Genomic DNA, 24,217 nt, shown 5'->3' with positions numbered 1-24,217 from the left:
CGGCCTGTCCACGTCATTGGACAGGCCGGGTGTAACTTAAGTCGAACAGAACGGCGGGCGGGACCGGCACGCGGCCCCGCCTTGTCGCCTCAATTGCTCGGACGCGTCGCCGGGCGGATGCCGCCTTCCTGCGCTTCGAGCCCCGCTTCGCGCTGGCCTTCGAGGTCGTCGCCGACATTGTCGTCCTGAAGCGTGTCGAGATGCATCAGCTTCTTGATCAGCGGGCTGATGACCATCACGCCGACGCCGACGCCGACCGCGACCCAGCCGACATTGCTGTAAACGTCGAGCACAACCTGCTTGCCCGCTTCTTCGCCGACGCCTTCCGCGCCGGTCGCCGCCGCGATCAGGCCGGCCGCGAAATTGCCGGTCGCCGAAGCGAAGAACCACGTCCCCATGATGAGCGAGGCCATGTGCGCCGGAGCCAGCCGGTTCATCGCAGACAGGCCCACGGGCGACAGGCACAGCTCGCCGGTCGTGTGCAGCAGGTAGATCAGGAAGATGAACATCACCGGCGTCGCCGCATCGACCCCGACCGACTGCGCGCCGAACACGAGGACGAGGAAGCCGAGGCCGACCTGGATCACGCCAAGTCCGAATTTGAATGGCGTGGAAGGTTCCATGTTGCGGCGACCGAGCGCGGTCCATGTCGCGGCGAACACCGGCGCGAGCAGGAAGATGAAGCCTGCATTGACCGACTGGAACACCGAGGCCGGAACTTCAATGCCGAACAGCGTGCGATCGACATGGCGGTCGGTGAACAGGTTGAGCGAAGAGCCCGCCTGCTCGAAGAGCGCCCAGAAGATGATCGAGGTCAGAATGAGGAACATCGCCGCGAAGATCCGGTCGCGCTCCTCGCTCGGCAGCTTCACCACCGCCGTGAAAAGGACATAAAGCACCAGCGCGCCGCCGAAGCCGCCGAGGACATAGCCGACGAGGCTCTGGAACTGGATCGCCAGCCAGCAGATGCCGACGAGCGCGATGCCCGCGGCATACATCCCCCATTCGGTCCCCTTGGCGAGCGGCTTGGGAGGCTCGCCCCGGCCAAGCAGCAGCGGCGTGCCCCAGGCGAACACGACGAGGCCGAGCAGCATCCCGATCCCGGCAAGGCCGAAACCGTAAGCCCAGCCATAGGTTTCGCCGATATAGCCGCACAGGATCGACCCGAAGAACGCGCCGATGTTAATCCCCATGTAGAAGATCGTGTAGGCCGGGTCGCGGCGGATGTCGGTGCGCGGGTAGAGCTGGCCGACGATCACCGAGATATTGGCCTTGAGGAAGCCCGAGCCGACGATGATCAGCGCCAGCGCCAGCCAGAAGATATAGATGATCGGGTTGCCTTCATTGCCCGCGGCGGGCTCGCCTTCGAAGGCCATGAAGAAGTGCCCGAGCGTCAGCAGGATCGCGCCGAACAGCACGGCCTTCCTCTGCCCGAGATACTTGTCGGCGAGATAGCCGCCGACCACCGGGGTGATGTAGACCAGCGCCGTGTAGGCGCCGTAGATGACACCCGCTTCGCTGTCGGAAAACAACCAGTGCTTGGTCAGATAGAAGATGAGGAGGGCACGCATCCCGTAATAGGAGAAGCGTTCCCACATCTCGGCGAAGAACAGGACGAACAGACCCTTGGGATGGCCAAGGATGGTGCCTGCGCTGTCCCCGTCCGGCAGTGCTTGGGTAGCCATGAAGAAACCTTTTCGAATTGATCCCCGTGAAGCGCGACCCTCTCACGCGGCGCGCCCCGAAAGGCGCGCACACTAGCGGCAAAGACCGCCATGTGAAGCCTCGATTACAGTTGTGCGGCGGGCCGTGTTCGCAAGCCCCGCCTGAACCTCGCCTGAGGCGTGTCATACGCCGGTCACGAGCCCGCCTTGACGCGCATGGCTGTATTATGGCACTGATGCACCTCGCATCCGCTCGGGGCGGGTGCAAGGGACACGTATCATGAGCCAGGCCCGCCCGGTCTACCTGAAGCTGCGCGACAGAATCGCGGCCGCCATCATCGAAGGCGACTATCCCGAAGGCGCGATGCTGCCTTCGGTCCGCGCGCTCGCCGCCGAGCAGGGGGCGAACCCGCTTACCGTGGCGAAAGCCTACCAGCAGTTCCAGAACGACGGCCTCGTCGAGGTCCAGCGCGGGGTCGGGATGTATGTCGTCAAAGGCGCCGCCGAACGCCTGCGCCGGGCCGAGCGCGAGCGTTTCCTCGAAGAGGAATGGCCGGACCTGCGCGAACGGATGGACCGGCTCGGGCTCGACGTCGGCGAACTGCTAGAGCGCGGGTGAACGTTCACAAACGGCACGATCGCTGAAATTCCGCCCATTTTGGCGCCGCACTCGCTTGCGGGAGGCGCGATCCTCTGGCAATCTCCCGGCTTCGACATCGCCCGTCGGGTCAGGGCGGCAAAGGGGAAAAAGCGGGGGGCACCCGCCATCGGGGCAGCGCGAATTGTCGCCGTGCTGTCGCCGGGAGGCCGAAAATGATCAGATCCGAATTGCTGCAGGCACTTCACAAGGACAATCCCGAACTGCGCGCCGAAGAGGTCGAACAGGTGGTCGACATCTTCTTCGACGAGATCGCCCAGCGCCTTGCCGAAGGCGGGCGGGTCGAACTGCGCGGCTTCGGCGCCTTTTCGACGCGCGAAAGGCAGGCCCGCACCGGGCGCAACCCGCGCACCGGCGAAACGGTCGAGGTTCCGGCCAAGCGCGTGCCCTATTTCAAGGCGGGCAAGGAAATCCGGAAACGCCTCAACGGCGGATGAGGCGTCAGGCCGCCAGCGGTGCGGCGGGCTCGTCCGCTGCGCTCGCCGTGTGCCGCCGCTCCCGACCGAGCCCTTTAAAGACCGCTTCGACCAGCCGCTCCGCGCCGTCCTCGCCCGATGTCTCGACCGGGACCATGCCGAGCGCGGCGAATTCGTCCAGCATGGCCGCGTCCGGCAGCGCGATCACGCGCGTGATCCCCGGAAAGCGTTCCTGCACCAGCGGGGTGAGCGCGCGCGAGGCAGCGACGTTGCCGCTCGCCACCACCACCATCGCGCGCCGCCCCATGCCGAGCGCTTCCCAGCTCCTTGGGTCGGTCGGGTTGACGTGCTGGACACGGTACCCGTCGGCCCGCGCCAGCTCGAAACGGTCGTGGTCGGCCTCGACCGCGAGATAGCCGATCCCCTCCTGCCCCAGCGCGTCCGCGACCGCGCGCCCCGCCGGGGTCAGCCCGATCAGCACGACCGGCGCATCGTCCCCGCCGAGCTTCGCATCGGGCGGCCCGGTGCGCAGCTTGCCCGCCAGCCTGCGGCCCAGCGCCGAAATGGCGGGCGTGAGCGCGAGGCTGATCGCGATGGCGGTGATGAGGACCGCGATCATCCGCTCCTCGACCAGCCCGGCGACGGCGGGAACCGCGAACAGGACGAGCGCGAATTCGCTTCCCTGGCCGAGCAGGAAACCGAGTTGCACCGAGCCCGGCACCGACCAGCGGTTGGCAAGCCCGGCAAGGACATTGAACGCGCATTTCACCGCCACCAGCCCCGCCGGCGCCGCGAGCACCAGCGCCCAGTTCGCCGCCAGAACGGCGGGATCGATCATCAGCCCGACCGAGATGAAGAAGAAACTCAGGAACAGCCCGCGAAACGCCTCGATCTCGGCCTGCACCATCATCCGCCACGGCGAATCCGCCACCGCCATCCCGCCAAGGAAAGCGCCAAGCGTCAGCGACAGGCCCGAAACCCCCGCCGCCCAGCCCGCCGCGAGCGCGAGGAACAGCGCGGTCGCGGTGAACACCTCGCTCGACCCCAGCCGCCCGATCAGGCGGAACAGCGGCTCGGTCAGGTGGCGCGCGAACAGCACCGCGATACCGAAGGCGGCAAGCGCCTTGACGCCCGCAAGGCCCAGCGCAGGCAGCACCGCCCCGCCGCTTCCCAGAGCGCCCGCGGCGATCAGCAGCAGGATCGCGGCGATGTCCTGGAAGATCAGGATCGACTGCGAGGCCCGCCCCACCGGGCAATCCTCCTGCCCGCGCTCGCGCACCAGCCCGATCACCACCGCGGTCGAGGACAGGCCCATGGCAAAGCCCCCGATCACCGCGAACTCCACGGCCAAGCCCATCGCGAGGAAGATCGCGATGAAGGCCCCGCCCGCCACCAGCATCTGCAGGCTGCCGAAGCCGAAGATGTTGGCCGCTTCCTCGCGGATCCGCCCGAGCGAGAAATGCAGGCCGAGATTGAATAGCAGGAACATGATCCCCGCCTCGGCCATGGCCGCGACGACCGGCCCGCCGAACGCCTCGCGATAGCCGAGTGCGCCGATGACGAGGCCCAGCGCGATATAGCCGACGATCGGATTCAATCGCACCGCGCGCGAGACGAGCGCCGCGCCGATGCCGAGCCCGATCAGCGCGATCGCCGGCTGGATCGTCGCCACCACCGAATGCGCGTCGTGAACTGTGTCGCCCGGCATATTCTCTGCCCTACCGCTCCGCTGCTTGAGGGCGTGTTTGTTGCCCTACCGCTCCGCTACTTGAGGGCGTTTTTGTCTGCCCTATCGCTCCGCTACTTGAGGGCGGGTTCGTCGCCCTACCGCTCCGTTGTTCGAGGGCGGGGAGTCCGCCCGCCGCTTTGCTGCACCGCAGCGACCTTGGCCCTTGGCGCGGCGCAAGGCAAGCGTTCGGCGTGCGAGTTGCCTGCCCGCGCGCCGGGCGTTATCGCCACTCCTGCGCGGGTGTGGCGGAATGGTAGACGCCGGGGACTTAAAATCCCCTGAGCTTTGGCTCGTGCGGGTTCGAGTCCCGCCACCCGCACGCTTTTTCAGCCCTACCGCTCCGCTGCTTGAGGGCGTTGTTTTTTGCCCTACCGGTTCAGCCTTCGGCTGTGCTTCGCAACCGCTGCTTGAGGGTGGTCTTTGCCGCCCTACCGCTTCGCTGCTTGAGGGCGGGGCGCTGCACATATCCCGCAACCCAGTCGGTCCGATGGCGTCCGGTCGCCCTTCCTATCCGCACCCTCCACCGCGCCAGTACCCGGTTCAGCGTTATCTCGCTCTTAACCGGCGCTGCCCTAATCCCGACCCACGAACTTGCGGGGATCATTCGAACCGGTCGCGTCGCCACAGCGCGCTCGCACCGGCAGGGCACGACTTATGGACCAGGCAGCGAGCAATCCTTGGCCCCGAGACGAGGCCCTTTCCGGCTCCGAGACGGCCGGCGATGGCACGCCCGATACCGATGCGCCCGATTCCGGCAGGCCCGGCGAAGGGGCCGGGGACGCGCGGGCCGCTGATGAAATGCGCGCCGCGCCGCGCTTCACCCTGCTGATCCGCGCCGCCAAGCTCGTCTGCGCCAAAGGCGAATTCGTCTGCGTCATCCGCGACGTTTCCGAAACCGGGGTCAGCGTGCGCCTGTTCCACCGCCTGCCTTCGGGCGGGCCATACGAACTTCATATGCCCGGCGGGGAAGCCTACGAAATGCGCGATGTCTGGCAGCGCGAGAACGAGGCCGGTTTCGAATTCACCCGCCCGGTCGATGTCGCCCGCCTCATCAACGAGGCCGGGATGTATCCCAAGCGCGGCATCAGGCTTGACCTCGTCTTCCCGATCACCGTGAAAACCCTGACCCAGCAATGCGAGGGCGTGGTCGAGAACGTCTCGCAGCAGGGCGCGCGCTTCGAATGCGACGGGCTGTTCGCGATCGACCAGTCGCTGCGGATCGAGGGCGCCGACCTCACCGGCACACGCAAGGAAGTCCGCGCCAAGGTCCGCTGGCGGCGCGACAGGCAATACGGCGTCGTGTTCGACGACACCTTCACGCTCGGCGATTTCGCCCGGCTGGCGGCGCAATTGCAGGACCCGGGCCTGCTCCACGAGTGAGCGATTAAGCGGATACCCCTGGCCCTGCGACAATTTTTCCGCCGTAAAGCGCAGCCGTTTACCGCTCGCTAACCAATTTCCTTCACTCCCGGCATCGACCCGCCCGGCAGCGCGCAGACCGCGCCCAGCCCGGGCGAAACGCATGAACGGGGGCTGGAATGAGTGAGCGTGCTGTCGCGGGTTCGGGGATCATCGACGTCGATGTCGCCATCATCGGCGCGGGCCCGGCGGGGCTCACCGCGGGCTATCTCCTGACGAAACAGGGCAAGTCGGTCGCGATCATCGAACAGGACGAGCATTACGTCGGCGGCATCAGCCGCACGGTCGAGCACGACGGCTACCGTTTCGACATCGGCGGGCACCGCTTCTTCTCGAAATCGCAGGCCGTCGTCGACCTGTGGAACGAGATCCTGCCCAACGACTTCATCCAGCGCCCGCGCATGAGCCGGATCTATTACGAGGGCAAGTTCTACTCCTATCCCTTGCGCGCCTTCGAGGCGCTGTCGAACCTCGGCCTGCTGCGCTCGACCGCCTGCATGGTGAGCTACCTGCGCTACAAGCTGTTCCCGATCCGCGAGGTGAAGAGCTTCGAGGACTGGACCACCAACCAGTTCGGAAAGCGCCTCTATTCGATCTTCTTCAAGACCTACACCGAGAAGGTGTGGGGGATGCCCTGCGACGAAATGAGCGCGGACTGGGCGGCGCAGCGGATCAAGGGGCTGTCGCTGTGGGGCGCGGTGGTCGACGGGCTGAAGCGCAGCCTCGGCCTCAACAAGCGGCCCAACGACGGCAGCGGGAAACAGGCGAAGACCCTGCTCGAGACCTTCCGCTACCCGCGGCTCGGCCCGGGCATGATGTGGGACGCGGCGCGCGATCATATCCTTGCCAGCGGGCGCGGCGAGCTGCTGATGGGCCATGCGCTCGAACGGCTTGCCAGCGATGGCGCGGGGTGGACGATGACCGCGCGCTCGAAGACCGGCACGGCGCAGATCCGCGCGAAGGACGTCATCAGCTCCGCCCCGATGCGCGAACTGGCGAAGCGGCTCCACCCGCTGCCGGAAAGCACGCTGCAGGCGAGCAAGCTGCGTTATCGCGATTTTCTCACCGTGGCGCTGATGATCGACAGCGAGGATCTCTTCCCCGACAACTGGATCTACATCCACGATTCCAAGGTGCAGGTCGGGCGCGTCCAGAACTTCCGGTCGTGGTCGCCCGAAATGGTGCCGGACGAAAACGTCGCCTGCGTCGGGCTCGAATATTTCTGCTTCGAGGGCGACGGGCTGTGGACCTCTTCGGACGAGGATCTCGTCAAACTGGCGAAGAAGGAAATGGCCATCCTCGGCCTCGTCGACCCGGCCAAGGTGCGCGGCGGCGCGGTGGTGCGGCAGGAAAAGGCTTATCCCGTCTATGACGAGGACTACGCCGCCAATGTCGATGCGATGCGCCGCGAACTCGAGGAAAAGCACCCCACGCTGCACCTCGTCGGGCGCAACGGGATGCACCGCTACAACAACCAGGACCACGCGATGATGACCGCGATGCTGACGGTCGAGAACATCCTCGCCGGCAAGCGCGTCTATGATACGTGGTGCGTCAACGAGGACGCCGAATATCACGAAGCGGGCGACGAGGGCGCCGATACCGGCCTGCCCGCGCGCGAGGCGGCGGATACGAAGCCCTTGAGCGAGGATCAGGTCGCAGCGCTCACGTCCCTGCGCGGCGTGCCCGAACGGGTGAAGCCCGAGCCTGCTGGCGAGGACGTGCGCAGGCGCGCCTGATGGACCTCGCCGCCCGCCTCCTTGTCCGGCTGCGCGATGCGCGCTTCGTGCGCTACCTGCTCGCGAGCGTCGGCGCGCTGGCGGTCGACATGGGCGCGTTCCTCGCGCTGCTGTCGGCGGGGAGCGCGGCGGCGCCTGCCTCGGCGGCGGGCTATTCGCTCGGCATCGTCGCGCACTGGCTGATGTCGAGCCGCGCGGTGTTCCACGGATCGGTCGCCGAAAGCGGCCTTGCGCGGACCCGGCAGAAGGCGCTGTTCGTGATTTCCGCCCTGCTCGGCCTTGCGCTGACCACCGCCATCGTCGGCCTCGGCGAGCGCGCCGGGGCGGACCCGCGCGCGGCCAAGCTGGTGGCGATCGGGGTGAGTTTCATGGCGACGTGGCTGGTGCGCAGCCGGATCGTCTTCCGCCCCGCTCCGGCAGCGGGCGAGGGGGCGTGAAATGCTGGTCGAGCGCCGCCCGGGAGCCTTTCCCGCCGACCTGCTGATCCGGGTCGCGCTTGCGTGGCTGATCGTCGCGGCGGTGGTCCTCGCGGTCAACTGGCAGGCGATCGGCGCGCGGCAATTCCCCGACCCCGACGACGCGATGCGGCTGGTGCAGGTGCGCGACGTGCTCGCGGGGCAGGGCTGGTTCGACCTCGTCCAGCACCGGGTCGATGCGCCGGGAGGCGGCATCGCGATGCACTGGTCGCGGCTGGTCGACATCCCGCTGCTGCTCGTCATCGCGCTGCTTTCGCCGATCCTCGGCGCGGGCGCGGCGGAAGGGGCGGCGCTGGTGATCGTGCCGCTCGTCACCCTGTTTTGCGCCATGCTGCTCGCCGCGCGGATCGCACATCGGCTGCTGGGCGACGAGGAGACGATGCTCACCTCGCTGCTGATGGCGCTGTCGGTGCCGCTCCTGTTCCAGCTTTCGCCGCTGCGCATCGACCACCACGGCTGGCAGGTCGTCTGCGCGCTGTGGGCGGCGGGTGCGCTGATGGCGCGGTCCGACCGGCTCGGCGCGTTCGGCCTCGGCGCGGCGCTGGCGACATGGCTTTCCATATCGGTCGAGGGGCTCCCGCTCGCCGCCGCGATCTTCGCCGTGCTCGCGCTGCGCTGGCTGAGGGACCGGTCGCAGCGGCAATGGCTGGTGGGTGCGATCCAGTCGCTCGCGCTGGTCAGCGCCGCGCTGTTCGCCGCGACGCGGGGGCTGGGCGACCTTGCCGTGTATTGCGACGCGATCGGCCCGCTCCATCTCGCGATCTTCGGCTGGGGCGCGCTGGTCCTCACCCTGCTCGCCCGGACCGAGCCCGCGCCTCTCGCGCTGGTGCTCGCCGGATTCGCGCTCGCCGCGGGCGGCGCGCTCGCTCTCGTCCTCACCGTCGCCCCGCAATGCGCGAGCGGCGGGGGTTTCGCCGCAATCGACCCGCTGGTGGCGCGCCACTGGCTCGATCATGTGAACGAGGGCCGCCCGGTGTGGCACCAGAGCCTCGTCGACGCGCTGCCCTTCGTCGTCGCGCCGCTGCTCGGCCTGATGGCGGCGATGCGCCTGTCGCGGCAGTCGGCCGACTGGCTGCGGCGGTTCTGGAGCGATTACGCGCTTATCCTCGCCGCTGCGCTGCTGGTCGCGGTGTTCGTCGCGCGCGCCGGGGCGGTCGCCTGCGCGCTCGCCGCGCCGCCGCTCGCCTGGCAGGTCGGCCAGTGGTTGCGCGCCGCGCGGCGGATGCAAAGCGCGCCGAGGCGCATGGCGGCGATGGCCGGCATCGCGCTGGCGCTGGTCCCGACCTTTCCGCTGACCCTGCTCGGCCCCGTCATGCCCGCACAGGCGGCGCGCGGCGGCGCGGCCCCGCTGGCCGGATCGCTGCGCCAGTCCGATTGCGACATCGCCGCCGCGCGCGAGGCGCTCGCCGCGCTGCCCAATGGCGAGATCTACGCCCCGCTCGACATCGCGCCCGCGCTCCTGCTCGAAAGCCGCCACACCGTCGTCGCCACCCCGCACCACCGCGGCCACGAAGCGATCCGCGTGGTGATCGCCGCCGCGCTCGGCAGCGAGGAGGAGGCGCGCGCGAGCTTCGCCGCGCGCGGGACGGCCTATGTCGCGCTGTGCCCCGGCCTCAACGAGCCGCGCAATTACGCGCATGACGCGCCCGGCGGTTTCATGGCGAAGCTGCTTTCGGGCGACGTGCCCGACTGGCTCGAACCGGTCGCGCTGCCCGAGGGGACATCGCTCAGGCTGTGGCGCGTCAGGCCGGCCGGAAGTCCAGCGCAACCCCGTTGATGCAATGCCGCTTGCCCGTCGGGGGCGGCCCGTCGCCGAAGATGTGCCCGAGATGCCCGCCGCAGTCGGCGCAGTGCACCTCGGTCCTCGGATAGCCGATCTTGTAATCGGTGCTGGTCCCCACCGCGCCTTTGTCGATCGCCTTCCAGAAGCTCGGCCAGCCCGTGCCGCTGTCGTATTTGTGCGCCGAGGAATAGAGCGCGTTGCCGCAGCCCGCGCACACGAAGGTTCCCTTGCGCTTCTCCTCGTTCAGGGGCGAGGTGTAGGGCCGCTCGGTCGCCGCTTCGCGCAGGACCGCGTATTCGCTTTTCGTCAATTGCTTGCGCCACTGGGCCTCGGTCTTCGAGACGGGGAAGTTCTCGCGTGCGCTCGCCGGGCCGGAGCCGCAGGCGCCCAGCAAGGGCAGCGCTGCGACACCGGCGGAGGCGGCGAGGACGAAGGAGCGGCGGGAGGGGGCTTTGGTCATGGCATCCATATGGTGACTGCGGCGTTCGCTCGCAATTACGCCGCAGCGCGCCTTAAGGTTGCATGACCGGACCCGTGACCCTCCCGTAAAGGGCCGCGCTCAGAACTCGGTGATCTCGACCTCGAGCTTGCGGAAGCCGTGGACGAAATTCGCCCGGACGCGTTCCACATCGCCCGCGACATGGACCCGCATCCGGCGCTTGTGCATCTCTTCGAGCAGCACGCGCAGCTGCAGTTCGGCCAGCCGCGCGCCCACGCAGCGGTGGATGCCGTAGCCGAAAGCGATGTGCCGCCGCGCGTTCTCGCGCTGGATGTCGAGCTTGTGCGGATTCTCGAACACCTTTTCGTCGCGGTTCGCGCCGAGATACCACAGCACGACCTTGTCGCCCTTCTTCACCATCTGGCCGAAGACCTCGGTGTCCTCGGTGCAGGTGCGGCGCATATGCGCGAGCGGGGTGATGTAGCGCAGGCATTCCTGCACCGCGTTGGGAATGAGTTCGGGCTGCTCCTCGAACAGCTTGCGCTGGTCGGGGAACTGGTCGAACGCATGGACGATGCCGCTCATCGTGTTGCGGGTGGTGTCGTTCCCGCCGACGATCAGCAGCACGAGATTGCCCATGAATTCCTCGGGCCGCATCTGGTTCATCGATTCCGACCGGATCATCATCGAGATGAGATCGTCGCCCGAAGGGTCCTGCGTGCGCTCGATCCAGAGCGACTGGAAATAGGCCGCCATCTCCTGCAGGATGCCCCAGCGGAATTCGTCGAGGTCGCGCACGGTCGCAAGCTCGGTGTCGCCCGACCAGTCGGACCAGAAGGTGAGCAGGCGGCGGTCCTCCCAGGGGAAGCCGAACAGGATCGCGAGCATTCCGGTGGTCAGCTCGATCGAGACTTTATCGACCCAGTCGAACACCTCGCCGCGCGGCAGGGTGTCGAGCAGTTCGCCCGTCCGGCGGCGAATCTCGCCTTCCATGTCGGACATGGCGGTGGGGGTGAATTTCGGCGCGACCGTGCGGCGCTGGCCGGTGTGCTGCGGGCGGTCCATCGCGATGAACATCGGCAGCTCGCGCCGCTCCTGCCCCCGTTCGGCCAGTTCCTCGTCGCTCGGCCTCTCGAGGATGGTGATGCCGCCGTATTCCCAGCTCGAGGAGAAGGTTTCGGGCAGGGCTTCGATGTGCTGGATCGCCTTGTGATCGACCACGGCCCAATAGGGGCCATAGGGGCTTTCGGGGATGTAGTGCAGCGGCCCTGCGTCCTGCATTTCCTTGAAGATCGGCTGCCAGCGGTCCTCGAAATAGATGTCGGAGCGCGACACGTCCCACTTGTGCGGGTGGGACAGGCGCTCGTCGGGATGCTGGGCGTAGTGCTCTTTCAGCGCCTCGTAGGCGGTCGGCGAGCGGCGCACTTGCGGGCGTTGGGGGGCGATGGTGGCCATGGCTCTCTCTCCTCGTGGGAGCGGCCGTGCGTTATCGCATCTTGAGGGAATCCGCTCCCGTCCGCGTGACATCCTGCCTTAACTTACAGCGGTGTCAATAGTGAGTTTCGATCCGCTACCTATTCGGCGGGCTCGGCGGCGGGTTCCGGGGCGCGCCGCGCGAACAGGCGGCGGCGCTTTTCGCGGCCCGCTCCGCCCGATTTCATCACCCGCTTGCGAAACAGGATCGACCCGCCCCTGACCAGCGCCAGCACGGCAAGCCCCTGCCACGCGAGCGCGGCGGCGTGAGTCCACAGCGTCTCGTCGAGCGCGGCGCGCGCCAGCATGGCGAAGGGCGAGGAGAGCGGGAAGAGAATCGCGGCGCGTTCGAGCGCGGAGCCGGGCTGGGTGATCGTGTAGGCGGCGAGGAAGAACACCATCAGCTGCATCATGGTGACCGGCATGGACAGCGTCTGCACCTCGCGCACCGTGTTCGCCATCGCGCCGATGGTCAGGAAAAGCGCGCCCAGAAGGAGGTAGGCCATCGCGAAATAGGCGACGCCCAGCACGACGAACAGCGTCCAGCCGACCGCTGGGGCGGGCAGGTCCGAGGGGTCGCTCCCCATCGCGGCGGTGACGGCATCGCCGCCGAGGCTCCACAGGCCCCAGCCGACCATGCCCCACACCGAAATCCCGACGAAGGACACGCCGAGCATGGCGAAGAGCTTGCCCATGAAGACCGCGTCCATCGGGATCGCGGCGGCGAGGATCTCGATGATCTTGTTCGCCTTTTCCTCGACGAGATTCGACAGCACCATGCCTGCGAGCAGCATGGTGAGGAGGAAGAGGAGCATCTGCGCGGCCTGCGCGGTGCGAATCCGGTTGGACCGCTCGGACGCGCCGCTGGTGGCGACGAATTCGGTCCGCACCTCGGGGAAGGCGGCGGGCGCGGCCCCGGTGGCGCTAGCGGCGATGAGGCCGACCGGCCCCTGCCAGCGCGCCACCTGCGCCTCGGTCCCGACGAGGCGCGGCGCGTCCGGCGTCCCGGCAAGGATCGCGGCGTAGTTCGCGCGCCGCGCTTCGAGGAAAGCCTGCGGGTCGAACCCCGCCTCGCGCGCTTCGGGAACCTCGGCGAAAGCGGGCAGCGCGCGCCCCAATTGCGGGCGCAGCGTATCGCGCGCGGCGATCATCGCGGCGTTGTCGGCCTCGCTCATGGCAAGCCCGATCTCGGTGCTCACCGCCTCGCGCTGGACCGTGCTGCCGATGCTGCCCGCAAGCCCGCCGACGATCACCGGGAAGAGCGGGCCGAGAAGGAAGAACAGGAAGGCGCGGCTGAACAGCACCGCCAGAAAATCGCGCCGGGCGATGACCCAGGCGGCTTCGAGGCTGGAAAGGCGCGATTTCGCGTTCATGTCGGGGTTCATCGCGCGGCTCCCTCCCCGGCCATATCATTGTCGGCTTCCAATTGCCGCGCGGCGGCCTCGCCCGCGATGCTCACGAAGGCATCGTGCAGCCCGGCGCGCTCGATCGAGAGCGAGAGAATGCCCGCCTCGCCTTCGATCAGGCGGCGCAGCAGGGGCTCGATGCCGCTTTCGGGCAGCGGGAAGTGGAAGAAATCGCCCACCCGCCGCGTCTCGGGCGGGAGCGCCTCCATCCAGCGCCCTTCGCGGGCGCGGGTTTCGAGCCGGACCTGCGCCGGGATGCGATCGCGCGCGGCCTCGACGCTGCCGGCATAGGGGACCTTGCCCCCGGCGATGATCGCGACGCCTTCGCACAGGCGCTCTGCGTGGTGGATGACGTGGGTGGAGAAGATCACCGTCACCCCGTCGTCGGCAAGGCTGCGGATCAGCACTTCGAGCTTGCCCTGGTTGATCGCGTCGAGGCCCGAAAACGGCTCGTCCAGCACGACGAGACGCGGGCGGTGCACCAAGGTGCCGAGCAATTGCACCGTCTGCGCCATGCCTTTCGACAGCTGGCGGATCGTGCGGCCCGCGGCGTGGGTGAGGTCGTGGCGTTCGAGCAGCTCCACCGCCCGCCTGCGCCCCTCGGCGAGCGGGAGCCCGCGCAGCGCGCCCATGAAGGCGATCGCCTCGACCGCTTTCATCGCCGGATAAAGCCCGCGCTCTTCGGGAAGGTAGCCGATCAGCCGGCCGATGTCGTGCGGGCGGTCGTGCCCGAACACGCGGCGCACGCCTTCGTCGGGGTCGATGATGCCGAGCAGCATCCTGAGCGTCGTCGTCTTGCCCGCGCCATTGGGGCCGAGCACGCCGTAGATCGCGCCTTCGGGCACGGCGAGGTCCACCCCGTCGACCGCGCGCGTTCCGTCGAAGCTCTTGACCAACCCGCGCGCCTCGATCGCGAGCGGGCGCTCCTTGCCCTGCGCGGCGTATTTGCCCGCCGCCTTCAGTTCGCCTACCGCCATATCCATGGGGGAGACGGTTAACGCGCGAGACTAAACGGGAGTGACCCCAAACATGGTTAATGCGCCGTCAGGCATATCCGGGGAGGCTTCGCTGGAGGACCGCATCGCCCGAAAGGCGCGCGAACTCGGCTTCGTCGCCTGTGGTATCGCCAGCGCGGCGGAGGACCCGGTGAGGGCCGAGCGGCTCGAGCAATGGCTGGGCGAGGGCCACCATGGCTCGATGGAATGGATGGAGACGCGCCTTGCCCACCGCCGCTCGCCGCAGGGGCTGTGGGCCGCAGCGCGCAGCGTCATCGCATTGGGCATGAGCTACGCGCCCGCGCACGATCCCTTCGCGCTGGAGGAGGTGGGCGACCACGCGCGCATCTCGGTCTATGCACAGGGCAAGGACTATCACGACGTCGTCAAGAAGCGGCTGAAGGCGCTCGCCCGCTGGCTGGTGGCCGAGCAGCCGGGGGCGCAGGTCAAGGTCTTCGTCGACACAGCGCCGGTGATGGAAAAGCCGCTGGGCGAAGCGGCGGGGATCGGCTGGCAGGGCAAGCATACGAACCTCGTCAGCCGCGAACACGGCAGTTGGCTGTTCCTCGGCGCGATCTACACGACTTTGGACCTCGCCCCGGCCGAGCCGCATCGCGATTCCTGCGGCTCGTGCCGTGCCTGTCTCGACGTGTGCCCGACCGACGCCTTCCCCGCGCCCTACCGCCTCGATGCGCGGCGCTGCATTTCCTACCTCACGATCGAGCACAAGGGGCCGGTTCCCGAAGACCTGCGCGCAGGGCTCGGCAACCGCATCTACGGCTGCGACGATTGCCTTGCGGTGTGTCCGTGGAACAAGTTCGCTTCGCGGGCCGCCGCGATGCAGGACTTCCTCCCCCGCCCCGAACTCGTCGCCCCGCGCCTTGCCGAATTGCTGGCATTGGACGATGCGGGATTCCGGGCGCTGTTTTCGGGTTCGCCGATCAAGCGGATCGGGCGCGACCGCTTCGTGCGGAACTGCCTTTACGCCGCAGGGAACAGCGGCGATGCGGCGCTGGTCGGGCCGTGCGAGGCGCTGGCCGACGATCCCGACCCGGTCGTGGCGGACGCCGCGCGCTGGGCGCTCGAGAGGCTTACATCAGCTCCTTGAGCGGCACCTCGGGGTCCGCCAGCAGGTCGCGGTCGACCTTCTCGACCCCGCGTTCGAGCAGTTTGCGCCCCTGCACATAGTCCTTCATCGTGTTGACGCAGTCGAAGGCGATGGGCTTGCCCTCCTTCAGATAGACCACGGTGAACTTGCGCGTCGCCGGGTCGCCGCGCAGCACGGTCTCGTCATAGCCGAGGCTGAGGCCGGCGGTCTGCAGTTTGAGATCGTACTGGTTCGACCAGAACCACGGCAGCGCGTTGTAGGGCTCTTTCTCCCCCATGATCGCGCGCGCGACCGTGTTCGCCATGTCGTGCGCGTTCTGGACCGATTCCAATCGGATCACCGCGCTGTCCGCGAAGGGGTTGGCGTGAGCGGCGCAGTCGCCGATGGCATAGATGTCATCGAGCGTCGTGCGGCAGCAGAAATCAACGTCCACTCCGTTGGAGCCCGCCGCGCCTGCCGCGATCAGCGGGGCGACCGCGGGCACGATGCCGACGCCGACCACCACCATGTCGCAGGATATTTCCTCGCCGCCCGCAAGCCGCACGCCGGTGACGCGGCCCTCGTCCTCGCCGAGGATTTCCTCGACCCCGGCCTCGAGCCGCACGTCGACGCCCTGCCGCCGGTGTTCCTCGGCATAGAAGCGCGACAGCTCCTCGCCCGCCACCCGCGCGAGCAGGCGCTTCTGCATCTCGACCAGCGTGACCTCGCAGCCGAGCTTGCGCAGCACGGCGGCCGCTTCGAGCCCGATATAGCCGCCGCCGATCACGACAGCCTTCCTGGGTCCGTCAGCAAGCGCGTCCATCATCGCGTCGGCATCGCGCTTGTCGCGGATGTAGAACACGCCTCTCAGCCCGGCGCCGGGGCACGGCAGGCGGCGCGGATCGCCGCCGCCCGACCAGATCAGCTTGCGATAGCCGATTTTCGTCCCGTCCGAGAGCGTCACCTCGTGCCGCATCGGGTCGATCGCCGACACCCCGCGCCCGAGCGCGAGGTCGATGCCCTTGTCGGCCCAGAACTTCTCCGGGCGGATCATGATCCGCTCGAACGGCTTGTCCCCGGCGAGGTATTCCTTCGACAGCGGGGGGCGTTCGTAAGGGGGCGAGCTGTCGCGCCCGATCATCAGGATCGAGCCTTCGTGGCCCTGCTGGCGCAGCGCGATCGCGGCCTGCGCGCCGCCATGCCCGGTGCCGACGATCACCACGTCGGCGCTCTTGGGGACGCTCGTCGGCGTCTTTTCCTCTCCGTCCATGGCGCGATGCGTTCCCGAAATGGGCCTCCGCGTCAAGCCTTGCGCGGCGCGCCTAGGGGCCGAGCAGGTTGCGCGCCTGGCTCGCGATCTGGGCGAGGATGGCGGGGGAGACGGGCGGATGCGCCTGCGCGCGTTCGACCACCGAGCGGAAGCGGCGGATCGCGGCCTGGTTCTCCTGCGCCCAGGCATCGACCGCGGCGGCGATGTCCCCGCCCTTGCGGCGCACGAGGCGGCGCAGGAAATCGAGCCGCATCTGCTGGAAGTCGCGCGCGAGGCCCGCCACCAGCAGCCGCTCCCACACGTCGGACGGCTCCATCAGCGCGGCGCTGCCCTGCGCCCAGTCGAGCCCGAGACGCATCCCGAGCGATGTGAACGCCTCGGTCAGACCCAGCACCGGCATCTCGGTCGCACGCGCAAGGCGGGCAAGGCCGACCGCGCCGTCCATCGCGAACAGGTGGACGACCGCGGTGGCGAGGTCTTCGGGCACGCCCGCCGCTTCGAGCTCGCCGCGCATTCGGTCGGCGCGCTGGCGCGCTTCCCCCACGAGCACCGTGCCGGTCGCCCCGGTCAATTCGCGGATGCCGGGTTCGAGCTCCGCCGCCAGCGCGCTCGCCGCCTGGCGCGCCGCGCCCGCGCGCAGCAGGTCCGCCATCTGCGCGCGCAGGGCATGGGCGGTGCGGTCGAACAGCTTGAGCCGCGTCGCTTCGGTCACGTCGGCGGTGTCGAGACGGTCCCACAGCGCGCTGCAATCGAACAGCGCATCGACCGCGACGAAAGCCTTGGCGATCGCGGCGAGCGATGCGCCCTCTTCCTCGGCCAGTTCGAAGGCGACGAGCAGGCCGAGCCGGTTGACCATGCGGTTGGCGATCTCGGTCGCGATCAACTCGCGGCGCAGGCGATGGCTGCGGATTTCGTCGGCGAAACGCTCCTGCATCGCGCGCGGGAACATGGCGATGAGCGTGTCTTCGAGCGCGGGATCGTCGGGCAGGTCGCTCGCCTCGATCGCGTCCTGCAGCGCGAGCTTGGTCGAGGACAGGAGCACGGCGAGTTCGGGGCGGGTGAGGCCCTGCCCGTCGCTGGCGCGGCGCACCAGCGTCTCGCTGTCGGCGAGGCCCTGGGTGCGGCGGTCGAAATCGCCGATCTCCTCCAATCGTTCGATCAGGCGGACGTAGGAGGCGGTCTGGCCCGGCCCCGCCGCCTCGGCGACCGACAGGGCGAGCGCCTGCAGCCGGTTGTCCTCGAGCACGATGGCGGCGACATCCTCGGTCATTTCGACCAGCAGGCCGTTGCGCTCCTCGCGCGTGAGGCGGCCCGATTTCATCGCCGCGGCGAGCGCGATCTTGATGTTGACCTCGTTGTCCGAGCAGTCGACCCCGGCGGAATTGTCGATGAAGTCGGTGTTGATGCGGCCGCCCGCCCCGCCCGCTCCGTCGAGCGCGTATTCGATCCGCCCGGCCTGCGTCACGCCGAGATTGGCGCCCTCGCCGATGACCTTGGCGCGCACCTCGCGCCCGTCGACCCGCAGCGCGTCGTTGGCCGGGTCGCCGACGGTGATGTGGTTTTCGTGTTCGGCCTTGATGTAGGTTCCGATCCCGCCGAACCAGATGAGATCGACCTCGGCCTTGAGGATCGCGGAAATGAGCGCGTCGGGCTCGATCTCGGCTTCGTCCAGCCCGAGCATTTCGCGCACCTCGTCCGAGAGTTCGATCCGCTTGGTGTCGCGCGAGAACACCCCGCCGCCCCTGGAAATCAGCGCCTTGTCATAATCGTCCCAGCTCGAGCGCGGCAGGTCGAACAAACGCTTGCGCTCGGCCCAGCTTGCCGCCGGGTCGGGATCGGGATCGAGGAAGATGTGGCGGTGGTCGAAGGCGGCGACCAGCAGAATCGCCTTCGACAGCAGCATCCCGTTGCCGAACACGTCGCCCGACATATCGCCGCAGCCCGCGACGCGCACGCTTTCGGTCTGAACGTCGATCCCCATTTCGAGGAAGTGCCGCTGGACCGAAACCCAGCCCCCGCGCGCGGTGATGCCCATCGCCTTGTGGTCGTAGCCGTTCGACCCTCCGCTCGCGAAGGCGTCGTCGAGCCAGAAATCGCGCCCCTGCGCGATGGAGTTGGCGACGTCGGAAAAGCGCGCCGTGCCCTTGTCCGCGGCGACGACGAAATAGGGATCGTCCCCGTCGGTGATGACGACCTCGGCCGGATGGACCACGTCGCCGTCCTCGATATTGTCGGTGATCGACAGCAGCGTGCGGATGAAGATTTCGTAGCTCGCCTGCCCCTCGGCCGCCCAGCCTTCGCGGTCGGTCGCGGGCGAGGGCAATTGCTTGGGATAGAACCCGCCCTTCGCCCCCGTGGGAACGATCACGGCGTTCTTGACCTTCTGCGCCTTCATCAGCCCGAGGATCTCGGTGCGGAAGTCGTCGCGCCGGTCGGACCAGCGCAGCCCCCCGCGCGCGACGGGGCCGGAGCGCAGGTGGATGCCTTCGACCCGGCGCGAATAGACGAACACCTCGCGCCACGGCAGTGGCTTGGGCAGGTTCGGAACACGCGCCGAATCGATCTTGAAGGCGAGCGCCTCTTCGGCCGCCGGAGCGAAGGCGTTGGTCCTGAGGCACGCATCCACCACCGCGCGGTAGAGCCTGAGCAGTCGGTCGTCGTTGATCGCGGCGACCTTGACGAGGCCGGCGGTGAAGGCGCGCTCGGCGGCCTTGCAGGCCGCCTCGCGGTCCCCTTCGAAATCGGGATCGTGCCGGGCGAGGAAGAGGTCGATCATCGCGCGCGTCACGTCCGGCGCGGCTTCGAGCGCATCGACCACGGTGTAGATGGTGAAGCCCATCCCGGTCTGGCGCAGGTAGCGATAGATCGCGCGCAGCCAGTTCGCCTCGCGCGCGGACAGCGCCGTGCCCATCACGAGCCGGTTGAACGCATCGTCCTCCGCGCCGCCGTTCAGGACCTCGGCAATCGCCGTCTCGATCGCCTCGCACCGCGCGAGCAGGTCCGCCGCGTCCGTGCCTTCGGGCAGGTCGAGCGTGAAATCGTGGATCGTGCCCAATGCGCCGCCCGCCAGCATGGTCGGGATCTCGGTCACCACGCGAAAGCCGAAATTCTCCAGCGCCGGAACCGCGTCCGACAGGGCAAGCAGGCCGCGCGTGTAGTAGATCTTGAGGCGCAGCGAGCCGGGCAGGTCCGTCTCCAGCCGGTAGAGGCGCACGTCGCGCTGTGGCGGGGCGTCCTCGCGGTCGGCGGCGGCGAGCGCGCGCAGGCGGGCGATGTCGCGCGCGGCTTCGGCCGGGCCGTAGTCGCTGCGATAGCCGGGCGGGAAGGCGGGGGCATAGCGCGCCGCGATGGCGGTCGCGCGGCCCGGTTCCTCGTCGGCGAGATGCGTCTCGACCGCCTCGCCCCAGCCGCGCAGGAGGTCTTCGAGATTGGCCTCGATCGCGGCGGCATCGGGCGCGGCCCGGCTCGCGCGGGTGTCGAGCAGGAATTGCAAAAGGGCCAGGTCGCTGCCTTCGATCTCGAGGCTCCAGTCGAGCAGCGCGGTCCCCGGCTCCTGCGTCAGCAGCGCCTGGATGCGCATCCGCACATCGGTCGAGATCGTGTCGCGCGGCAGCCAGACGAAGGCGAAGACGTGGCGGGCGAGCGGCGAGGGAACCAGCACCAGCCGCGGACGCGGGCGGTCCATCAGGCTCATCATCGCGGTCGCGAGCCGGGCGATCTCCTCGTGGCGGAAGGCGACCAGCAGGTCGTGCGGCAGGGTGGTGAAGGCGTGGACCAGCGACTTTCCGGCATGGCCCTTCGCATCGAAGCCGAGCTCGCCGGTCAATCGCGTGAGCGCGGCGCGCAGGATCGGCACCTCCTGCGGCGGCGAGGCGAGCGCGGCGCTGGTCCACACGCCCGCGTGGATCGAGAGCGCCTCGGTCCTTCCATCGACCCGGTGCGGGACGATGAACAGGTCGAGCGGGACGCGGCGGTGGACGGTGGACAGGCGGTTGGCCTTGATGACGAGCAGCGAGCGCGGCTCGCCCTCGCGGTCGCCCTCATCGAACCAGTCGAAGGCGCGTTCGTAGGAGGCATCGGCGAGGATCTCGCGCGCACTCGCCCGGCAGATGCCGAGCGCGTCGGCCTCGCTCCCGTCGCGGTTCCTGCGGAGGTGGCCGAGCTGGGTCAGCATCCCCTGGTTGAGCCAGTGGAGCAGGTCGATCGCTTCCTCGTGCGCGGGGCCGCTGCCGCTTTCGCCGCTCGCGATCCTTTCCGCATCGGCGCGCATCGCGTCCTGCATCGCGCCCCAGTCCGTCACCGCGGCGCGCACGTCGCCGAGCGTGCGGCGCAGTTCGGCGAGGAGGTCGCGGCGGTGGCGCGCATCGACCCGCGGTGTCTCGATATAGACGAAACTTTCCTTCCGCCCCGTCTCCGCGCCGCCCAGCCCGGTGAGATCGCCCGAGGCATCGCGCGTGACCGGGATGACCGGATGCACCAGCCGGTCGATGCTCACGCCCTGCGCGGTCAGGGTGGCGGCGATCGAATCGACGAGGAAAGGCATATCGTCGTTGACCAGCGCGATGCGCAGCCGGCGGCGGCCATTGGTGGCGGATTCGATCGCCATCGCCGCGCGCTCGGGCTCGCGGTGGGCGGCGGTTTCGAGCAGGAAGGCGGCGGCCTCGGCCAGTTCCTCGCCTTCCAGCGGCGTGTCGCCCGGCAGGATCGCCGCGCCGAGCCGCTCGGCCAGCAGGTTTGCGAGGTCCGATGAAATCTGGGGGTCGGCTCCGGCGGGGGAATTGGCCACTGTCAGCTGCTCCTGCACGCGTGGTCCGGGCGCGCCCGCGGGGCTCATGTTGCGGCGCAATATTATTATGCCGGACTGTTTTTATCGTGCCGCGCCGATACAGGCTTTGCGGGGGCGGGTGCAAGCACGATTGCGGGGCGTTGCGGGGCTTTCGTCCCGCACCGGGCAAGGTCTGCCGTTAATCTTCAGGCGGCGGGCTCGACCTCCATCGCCTCCATCGTCATTTCGAGCGAGCGGATCCGCGCGTCCGCATCGTATGTCGCGCCGCACAGCATGATCTCGTCCGCGCCGGTGCGGGCGATGAAGGCGTTGATGCTCTCGCGCACCTCGCGCGGAGTGCCGACCGCGGCGGCCTGCCCGATGTGCTCCAGCATGGCGCGCGCCGGGGCGGGGAGGGTGTCGGTGTAGTCCTCGATGGGCGGAGGGAGCCTGCCGGGATTGCCGGTGCGAAGCCGCACGAAGCTCTGCTGCTGGGACGAGGCGAGGAGGCGCGCCTCGCTGGCGCTCGGCGCGGTAAAGACGTTCATCGCGACCATGACGTGCGGGCGGTCGAGCGCGTCCGAAGGCTGGAAGTCCCGGCGGTAGAGTTCGAGCGCGGCGTCGAGGTGGTCGGGCGCGAAATGGGCGGCGAAGGCGTAGGGCAGGCCGAGCTTCGCGGCGAGGCTTGCGCCGAACAGCGAGGAGCCGAGCATCCACAGTTCGACCTTCGCGCCGAGGCCGGGCGTCGCCGCGATGGGCAGTTCGACATCGCCCGTCAGCAGCGCCCGCAGTTCGAGCACATCCTGCGGGAAATGCTCGGCGGCCTGGTGGAGGTTTTTGCGCAAGGCGCGCTGCAGTTCCGGCCCCGCCCCCGGCGCGCGGCCGAGGCCGAGATCCACGCGGCCCGGGAAGAGCGCATCGAGCGTGCCGAACTGCTCCGCGATCTGGAAGGGCGTGTGGTTGGGGAGCATGATCCCGCCCGAGCCGATGCGGATGGTGCTGGTGGCGTTCCCGATATGCGCGAGCACGACCGAGGTCGCCCCGCCCGCGATCCCGTCCATCGCGTGATGCTCGGCCACCCAGAACCGCTTGCACCCCGCAGATTCCGCGGCGCGGGCGAGGTCGGTGCTCGCGGCGAAGGCTTCGGCAAGGCTCCCCCCTTCGCGCACGGGAACGAGGTCGAGGACGGAAAACTCGGTCATTGGGGCGGCTCCTCCTGCGCGCCATTGTCCACTTCCGGCGGGAGCTGCGCAAGGTATTCGCGCGCGGTCTGCGCGGCGAGGCTGTCGGGCTGGACCTCGATCACCGATTGCCAGCTTTCGCGCGCGGCCTTCTCGCGCCCCGAAAGCACTGCGATCACGCCCGCTTCGAGCCCGACCGCGCCTTCCATCGGGGCGAGCGCGACGGCGCGTTCGATCGCCGCCTGCGCCTCTTCCAGCCGGTCCATGCGCCGCAGCAGGGTCGCCTCGAGCAGCCATGCCTCGCCGCTGTCAGGCGCGAGCGCGGTCGCGCGGCGCAGCGCGGCGAGCGCCTCTTCGGCCCGCTCCAGCGCGACCAGCGCGCGGCCCCGGTCCATCGCCGCGACCGCCTCGAGGCTGGCCGAGGCGGCGGCGCGCGCGTCGGCCTCGGCGGTGGTGAGCAACGCGAGCGCGCCCGCCGCATCGCCTCCGCCAAGCGCCGCATTGCCCGCCATCGCCCCGAAGCGCGCGCGGGTCCGCGCCTCCTCGGCAGGCGTCTCGTCGCGCGCGGCGAGGAAGGCGGCGCGCGCATCCTCCCACAGGCCGAGCTCGGTCGCCGCGACGCCGAGGCAGTGGTTGGCGATCACGCGCTGCTCCCCGAAGGTCTCGCTGCGCCGGATCTGCGCCTGTGAGTGCGCGCGCGCCGGGTCATCCACCACCTGTTCGAGGCATCCCCTGAGCCATTCGCTGACCGGGTCGAGCGGGGCTTCGACCGAAGCATCGGGGCGGGGCGGGCGGTTGACGAGTTCGTCGGGCTCGCCCGCGATCCCGCCCGCCTGCGGATTGGGGCCGACCTGGAGGAGAAGCGCGAGGAGGAGGGACATCGAAAGGCTCACAGCAGCGAGGAAAGGGTCCGCTTGAGCAGCGCGATATCCGAATCGCGCGACAGGCGGTGGTCGCCGTGTTTGACGAGGGTCACCTGTATGTCGTCCGAACGCAGCGCTTCGGCGAGGCGCAGGCTCGTATCCCACGGCACGTCGGCATCGCGCTGGCCGTGGAGCAGGCGCACCGGGCAGGTGATCGCGATGTCGCCGGAAAGCCGCATATGCCCCTCGGCATCGGCGAAGAAGCCGGGGTGGGTCGGCGTCGGCTCGGGGCCGTAGGGATTGTCCTCGTAGACGATCTCGCCCGCTGCGAGCCGCGCGCGCTGGTCGTCGGTGTAGCCCCAGCGGGTGAAATCGGGCGCGGCGGCGATGCCGACCATGCCGACCAGCCGGCTTCCCAGCGCCTCGCCCACCAGCAGCATCAGCCAGCCGCCCATGGACGAGCCGACGAGGACGATGGGAGCGTTCACATAAGCATCCACCAGCGCCAGAACCTCCTCGCGCCAGCGCGACAGCGTGCCCTCGGCGAAGTCGCCCGAACTTTCCCCGCAGCCCGAATAGTCGAGCAGCAGCGCAGGCCGCCCCTCGGCGCGGGCGTCCTCGAACAGCGCGGTCGCCTTGCTCCCGGCCATGTCGGACATATAGCCCGGCAGGAAGACGAGGCAGGGTCCGTTTCGATTGGGTCCGCGCCCTTCGGCAAGGCGGAAGGCGATGTGGCGGCCGTCGGCCATGGCGTGATATCGGATGTCGCTCATGGAGGCGTCCATGCCTGTCCGGAGGCTTCGTGCGCAAGCCCCGCAGCGCTGTCACATCTCCGACACCATCCGCGATTAACC

The 24,217-nt window shown here is 68.9% G+C and carries 18 protein-coding genes and 1 tRNA gene; 8 read left to right on the top strand and 11 right to left on the bottom strand.

Annotation, left to right across the window (positions count from 1 at the left end; translation table 11 throughout):
• Positions 1-89: 89 nt before the first annotated feature.
• Entirely contained in the window at positions 90-1,685 is a 1,596-nt protein-coding gene (locus G9473_RS12405) for a peptide MFS transporter (RefSeq protein WP_291133642.1), read from the bottom strand.
• A 259-nt stretch (positions 1,686-1,944) separates the two neighbouring features.
• Here G9473_RS12405 and G9473_RS12400 point away from each other — a divergent pair, with 259 nt between their 5' ends.
• Positions 1,945-2,283: a GntR family transcriptional regulator gene (locus G9473_RS12400; protein ID WP_291133641.1), complete on the top strand. Its 339-nt coding sequence runs from the start codon at positions 1,945-1,947 to the stop codon at positions 2,281-2,283.
• Between the two features lie 194 nt (positions 2,284-2,477).
• Complete coding sequence (locus tag G9473_RS12395; protein ID WP_291133640.1) at positions 2,478-2,759, top strand: integration host factor subunit beta; 282 nt, start codon at positions 2,478-2,480, stop codon at positions 2,757-2,759.
• Positions 2,760-2,763: 4 nt separating this feature from the next.
• On the opposite strand, the gene G9473_RS12390 is transcribed toward G9473_RS12395, so the two are convergent.
• Positions 2,764-4,446 carry a cation:proton antiporter gene (locus tag G9473_RS12390; RefSeq protein WP_291133639.1) on the bottom strand — a complete coding sequence of 561 codons (1,683 nt, stop codon included), beginning with the start codon at positions 4,444-4,446 and terminating at the stop codon, positions 2,764-2,766.
• A 257-nt stretch (positions 4,447-4,703) separates the two neighbouring features.
• On the opposite strand from G9473_RS12390, the gene G9473_RS12385 reads away from it, so the two are divergent.
• The 5 genes from G9473_RS12385 (at position 4,704) to G9473_RS12365 (ending at position 9,878) form a co-directional block, all read left to right on the top strand.
• Positions 4,704-4,786 (top strand) — tRNA-Leu (locus tag G9473_RS12385).
• A 335-nt stretch (positions 4,787-5,121) separates the two neighbouring features.
• Positions 5,122-5,847 (top strand): PilZ domain-containing protein, encoded by a 726-nt coding sequence (locus G9473_RS12380; RefSeq protein ID WP_291133638.1) that lies wholly within the window; start codon positions 5,122-5,124, stop codon positions 5,845-5,847.
• 158 nt (positions 5,848-6,005) lie between these two features.
• A complete protein-coding gene (locus tag G9473_RS12375; RefSeq protein WP_291133637.1) occupies positions 6,006-7,625 on the top strand; it encodes an NAD(P)/FAD-dependent oxidoreductase in 1,620 nt (539 codons plus the stop codon).
• Positions 7,625-8,062, top strand: a complete 438-nt coding sequence (locus tag G9473_RS12370) for a GtrA family protein (RefSeq protein ID WP_291133636.1) — start codon at positions 7,625-7,627, stop codon at positions 8,060-8,062. The genes G9473_RS12375 and G9473_RS12370 overlap by 1 nt, the downstream gene beginning before the upstream one ends.
• A 1-nt stretch (position 8,063) precedes the next feature.
• Entirely contained in the window at positions 8,064-9,878 is a 1,815-nt protein-coding gene (locus G9473_RS12365; RefSeq protein ID WP_291133635.1) for a hypothetical protein, read from the top strand.
• On the opposite strand, the gene msrB is transcribed toward G9473_RS12365, so the two are convergent.
• The 4 genes from msrB to G9473_RS12345 form a co-directional block, all read right to left on the bottom strand.
• Positions 9,844-10,344 carry a peptide-methionine (R)-S-oxide reductase MsrB gene (gene msrB, locus G9473_RS12360; protein ID WP_291133634.1) on the bottom strand — a complete coding sequence of 167 codons (501 nt, stop codon included), beginning with the start codon at positions 10,342-10,344 and terminating at the stop codon, positions 9,844-9,846. The two genes, G9473_RS12365 and msrB, sit on opposite strands and share 35 nt — an antisense overlap.
• Before the next feature lie 99 nt (positions 10,345-10,443).
• Positions 10,444-11,778: a cytochrome P450 gene (locus G9473_RS12355; protein ID WP_291133633.1), complete on the bottom strand. Its 1,335-nt coding sequence runs from the start codon at positions 11,776-11,778 to the stop codon at positions 10,444-10,446.
• 119 nt (positions 11,779-11,897) lie between these two features.
• Positions 11,898-13,181: an ABC transporter permease gene (locus tag G9473_RS12350; protein WP_291133632.1), complete on the bottom strand. Its 1,284-nt coding sequence runs from the start codon at positions 13,179-13,181 to the stop codon at positions 11,898-11,900.
• Positions 13,178-14,179, bottom strand: a complete 1,002-nt coding sequence (locus G9473_RS12345; RefSeq protein WP_291138440.1) for an ABC transporter ATP-binding protein — start codon at positions 14,177-14,179, stop codon at positions 13,178-13,180. The genes G9473_RS12350 and G9473_RS12345 overlap by 4 nt, the downstream gene beginning before the upstream one ends.
• Positions 14,180-14,231: 52 nt before the next feature.
• On the opposite strand from G9473_RS12345, the gene queG reads away from it, so the two are divergent.
• The gene (gene queG, locus G9473_RS12340; protein ID WP_291133631.1) at positions 14,232-15,305 is read left to right on the top strand and encodes a tRNA epoxyqueuosine(34) reductase QueG; all 1,074 of its coding nucleotides are present in this window, start codon (positions 14,232-14,234) and stop codon (positions 15,303-15,305) included.
• Here the strand turns inward: queG and G9473_RS12335 are convergent.
• From G9473_RS12335 to G9473_RS12315, 5 genes are all read right to left on the bottom strand, one after another.
• Positions 15,289-16,554 carry an FAD-dependent oxidoreductase gene (locus G9473_RS12335; protein ID WP_291133630.1) on the bottom strand — a complete coding sequence of 422 codons (1,266 nt, stop codon included), beginning with the start codon at positions 16,552-16,554 and terminating at the stop codon, positions 15,289-15,291. The two genes, queG and G9473_RS12335, sit on opposite strands and share 17 nt — an antisense overlap.
• 52 nt (positions 16,555-16,606) lie before the next feature.
• On the bottom strand, positions 16,607-21,340 hold the full coding sequence (locus G9473_RS12330; RefSeq protein WP_291133629.1) for an NAD-glutamate dehydrogenase domain-containing protein: 4,734 nt from the start codon (positions 21,338-21,340) through the stop codon (positions 16,607-16,609).
• Between the two features lie 185 nt (positions 21,341-21,525).
• Positions 21,526-22,521, bottom strand: coding sequence for an LLM class flavin-dependent oxidoreductase (locus G9473_RS12325; protein WP_291133628.1), 996 nt, complete (start codon positions 22,519-22,521; stop codon positions 21,526-21,528).
• Positions 22,518-23,381 (bottom strand): tetratricopeptide repeat protein, encoded by an 864-nt coding sequence (locus tag G9473_RS12320; RefSeq protein WP_291133627.1) that lies wholly within the window; start codon positions 23,379-23,381, stop codon positions 22,518-22,520. Before G9473_RS12320 ends, G9473_RS12325 begins: the two co-directional genes overlap by 4 nt.
• An 8-nt stretch (positions 23,382-23,389) precedes the next feature.
• Positions 23,390-24,136 carry an alpha/beta hydrolase gene (locus tag G9473_RS12315; RefSeq protein ID WP_291133626.1) on the bottom strand — a complete coding sequence of 249 codons (747 nt, stop codon included), beginning with the start codon at positions 24,134-24,136 and terminating at the stop codon, positions 23,390-23,392.
• Positions 24,137-24,217: the final 81 nt, after the last annotated feature.

The sequence above is a fragment of the Erythrobacter sp. genome (assembly GCF_011765465.1).
Lineage (GTDB): Bacteria > Pseudomonadota > Alphaproteobacteria > Sphingomonadales > Sphingomonadaceae > Erythrobacter.
Note: the sequence above shows the minus strand (reverse complement) of the source record. Positions and strands in the feature narration are given on the sequence as shown.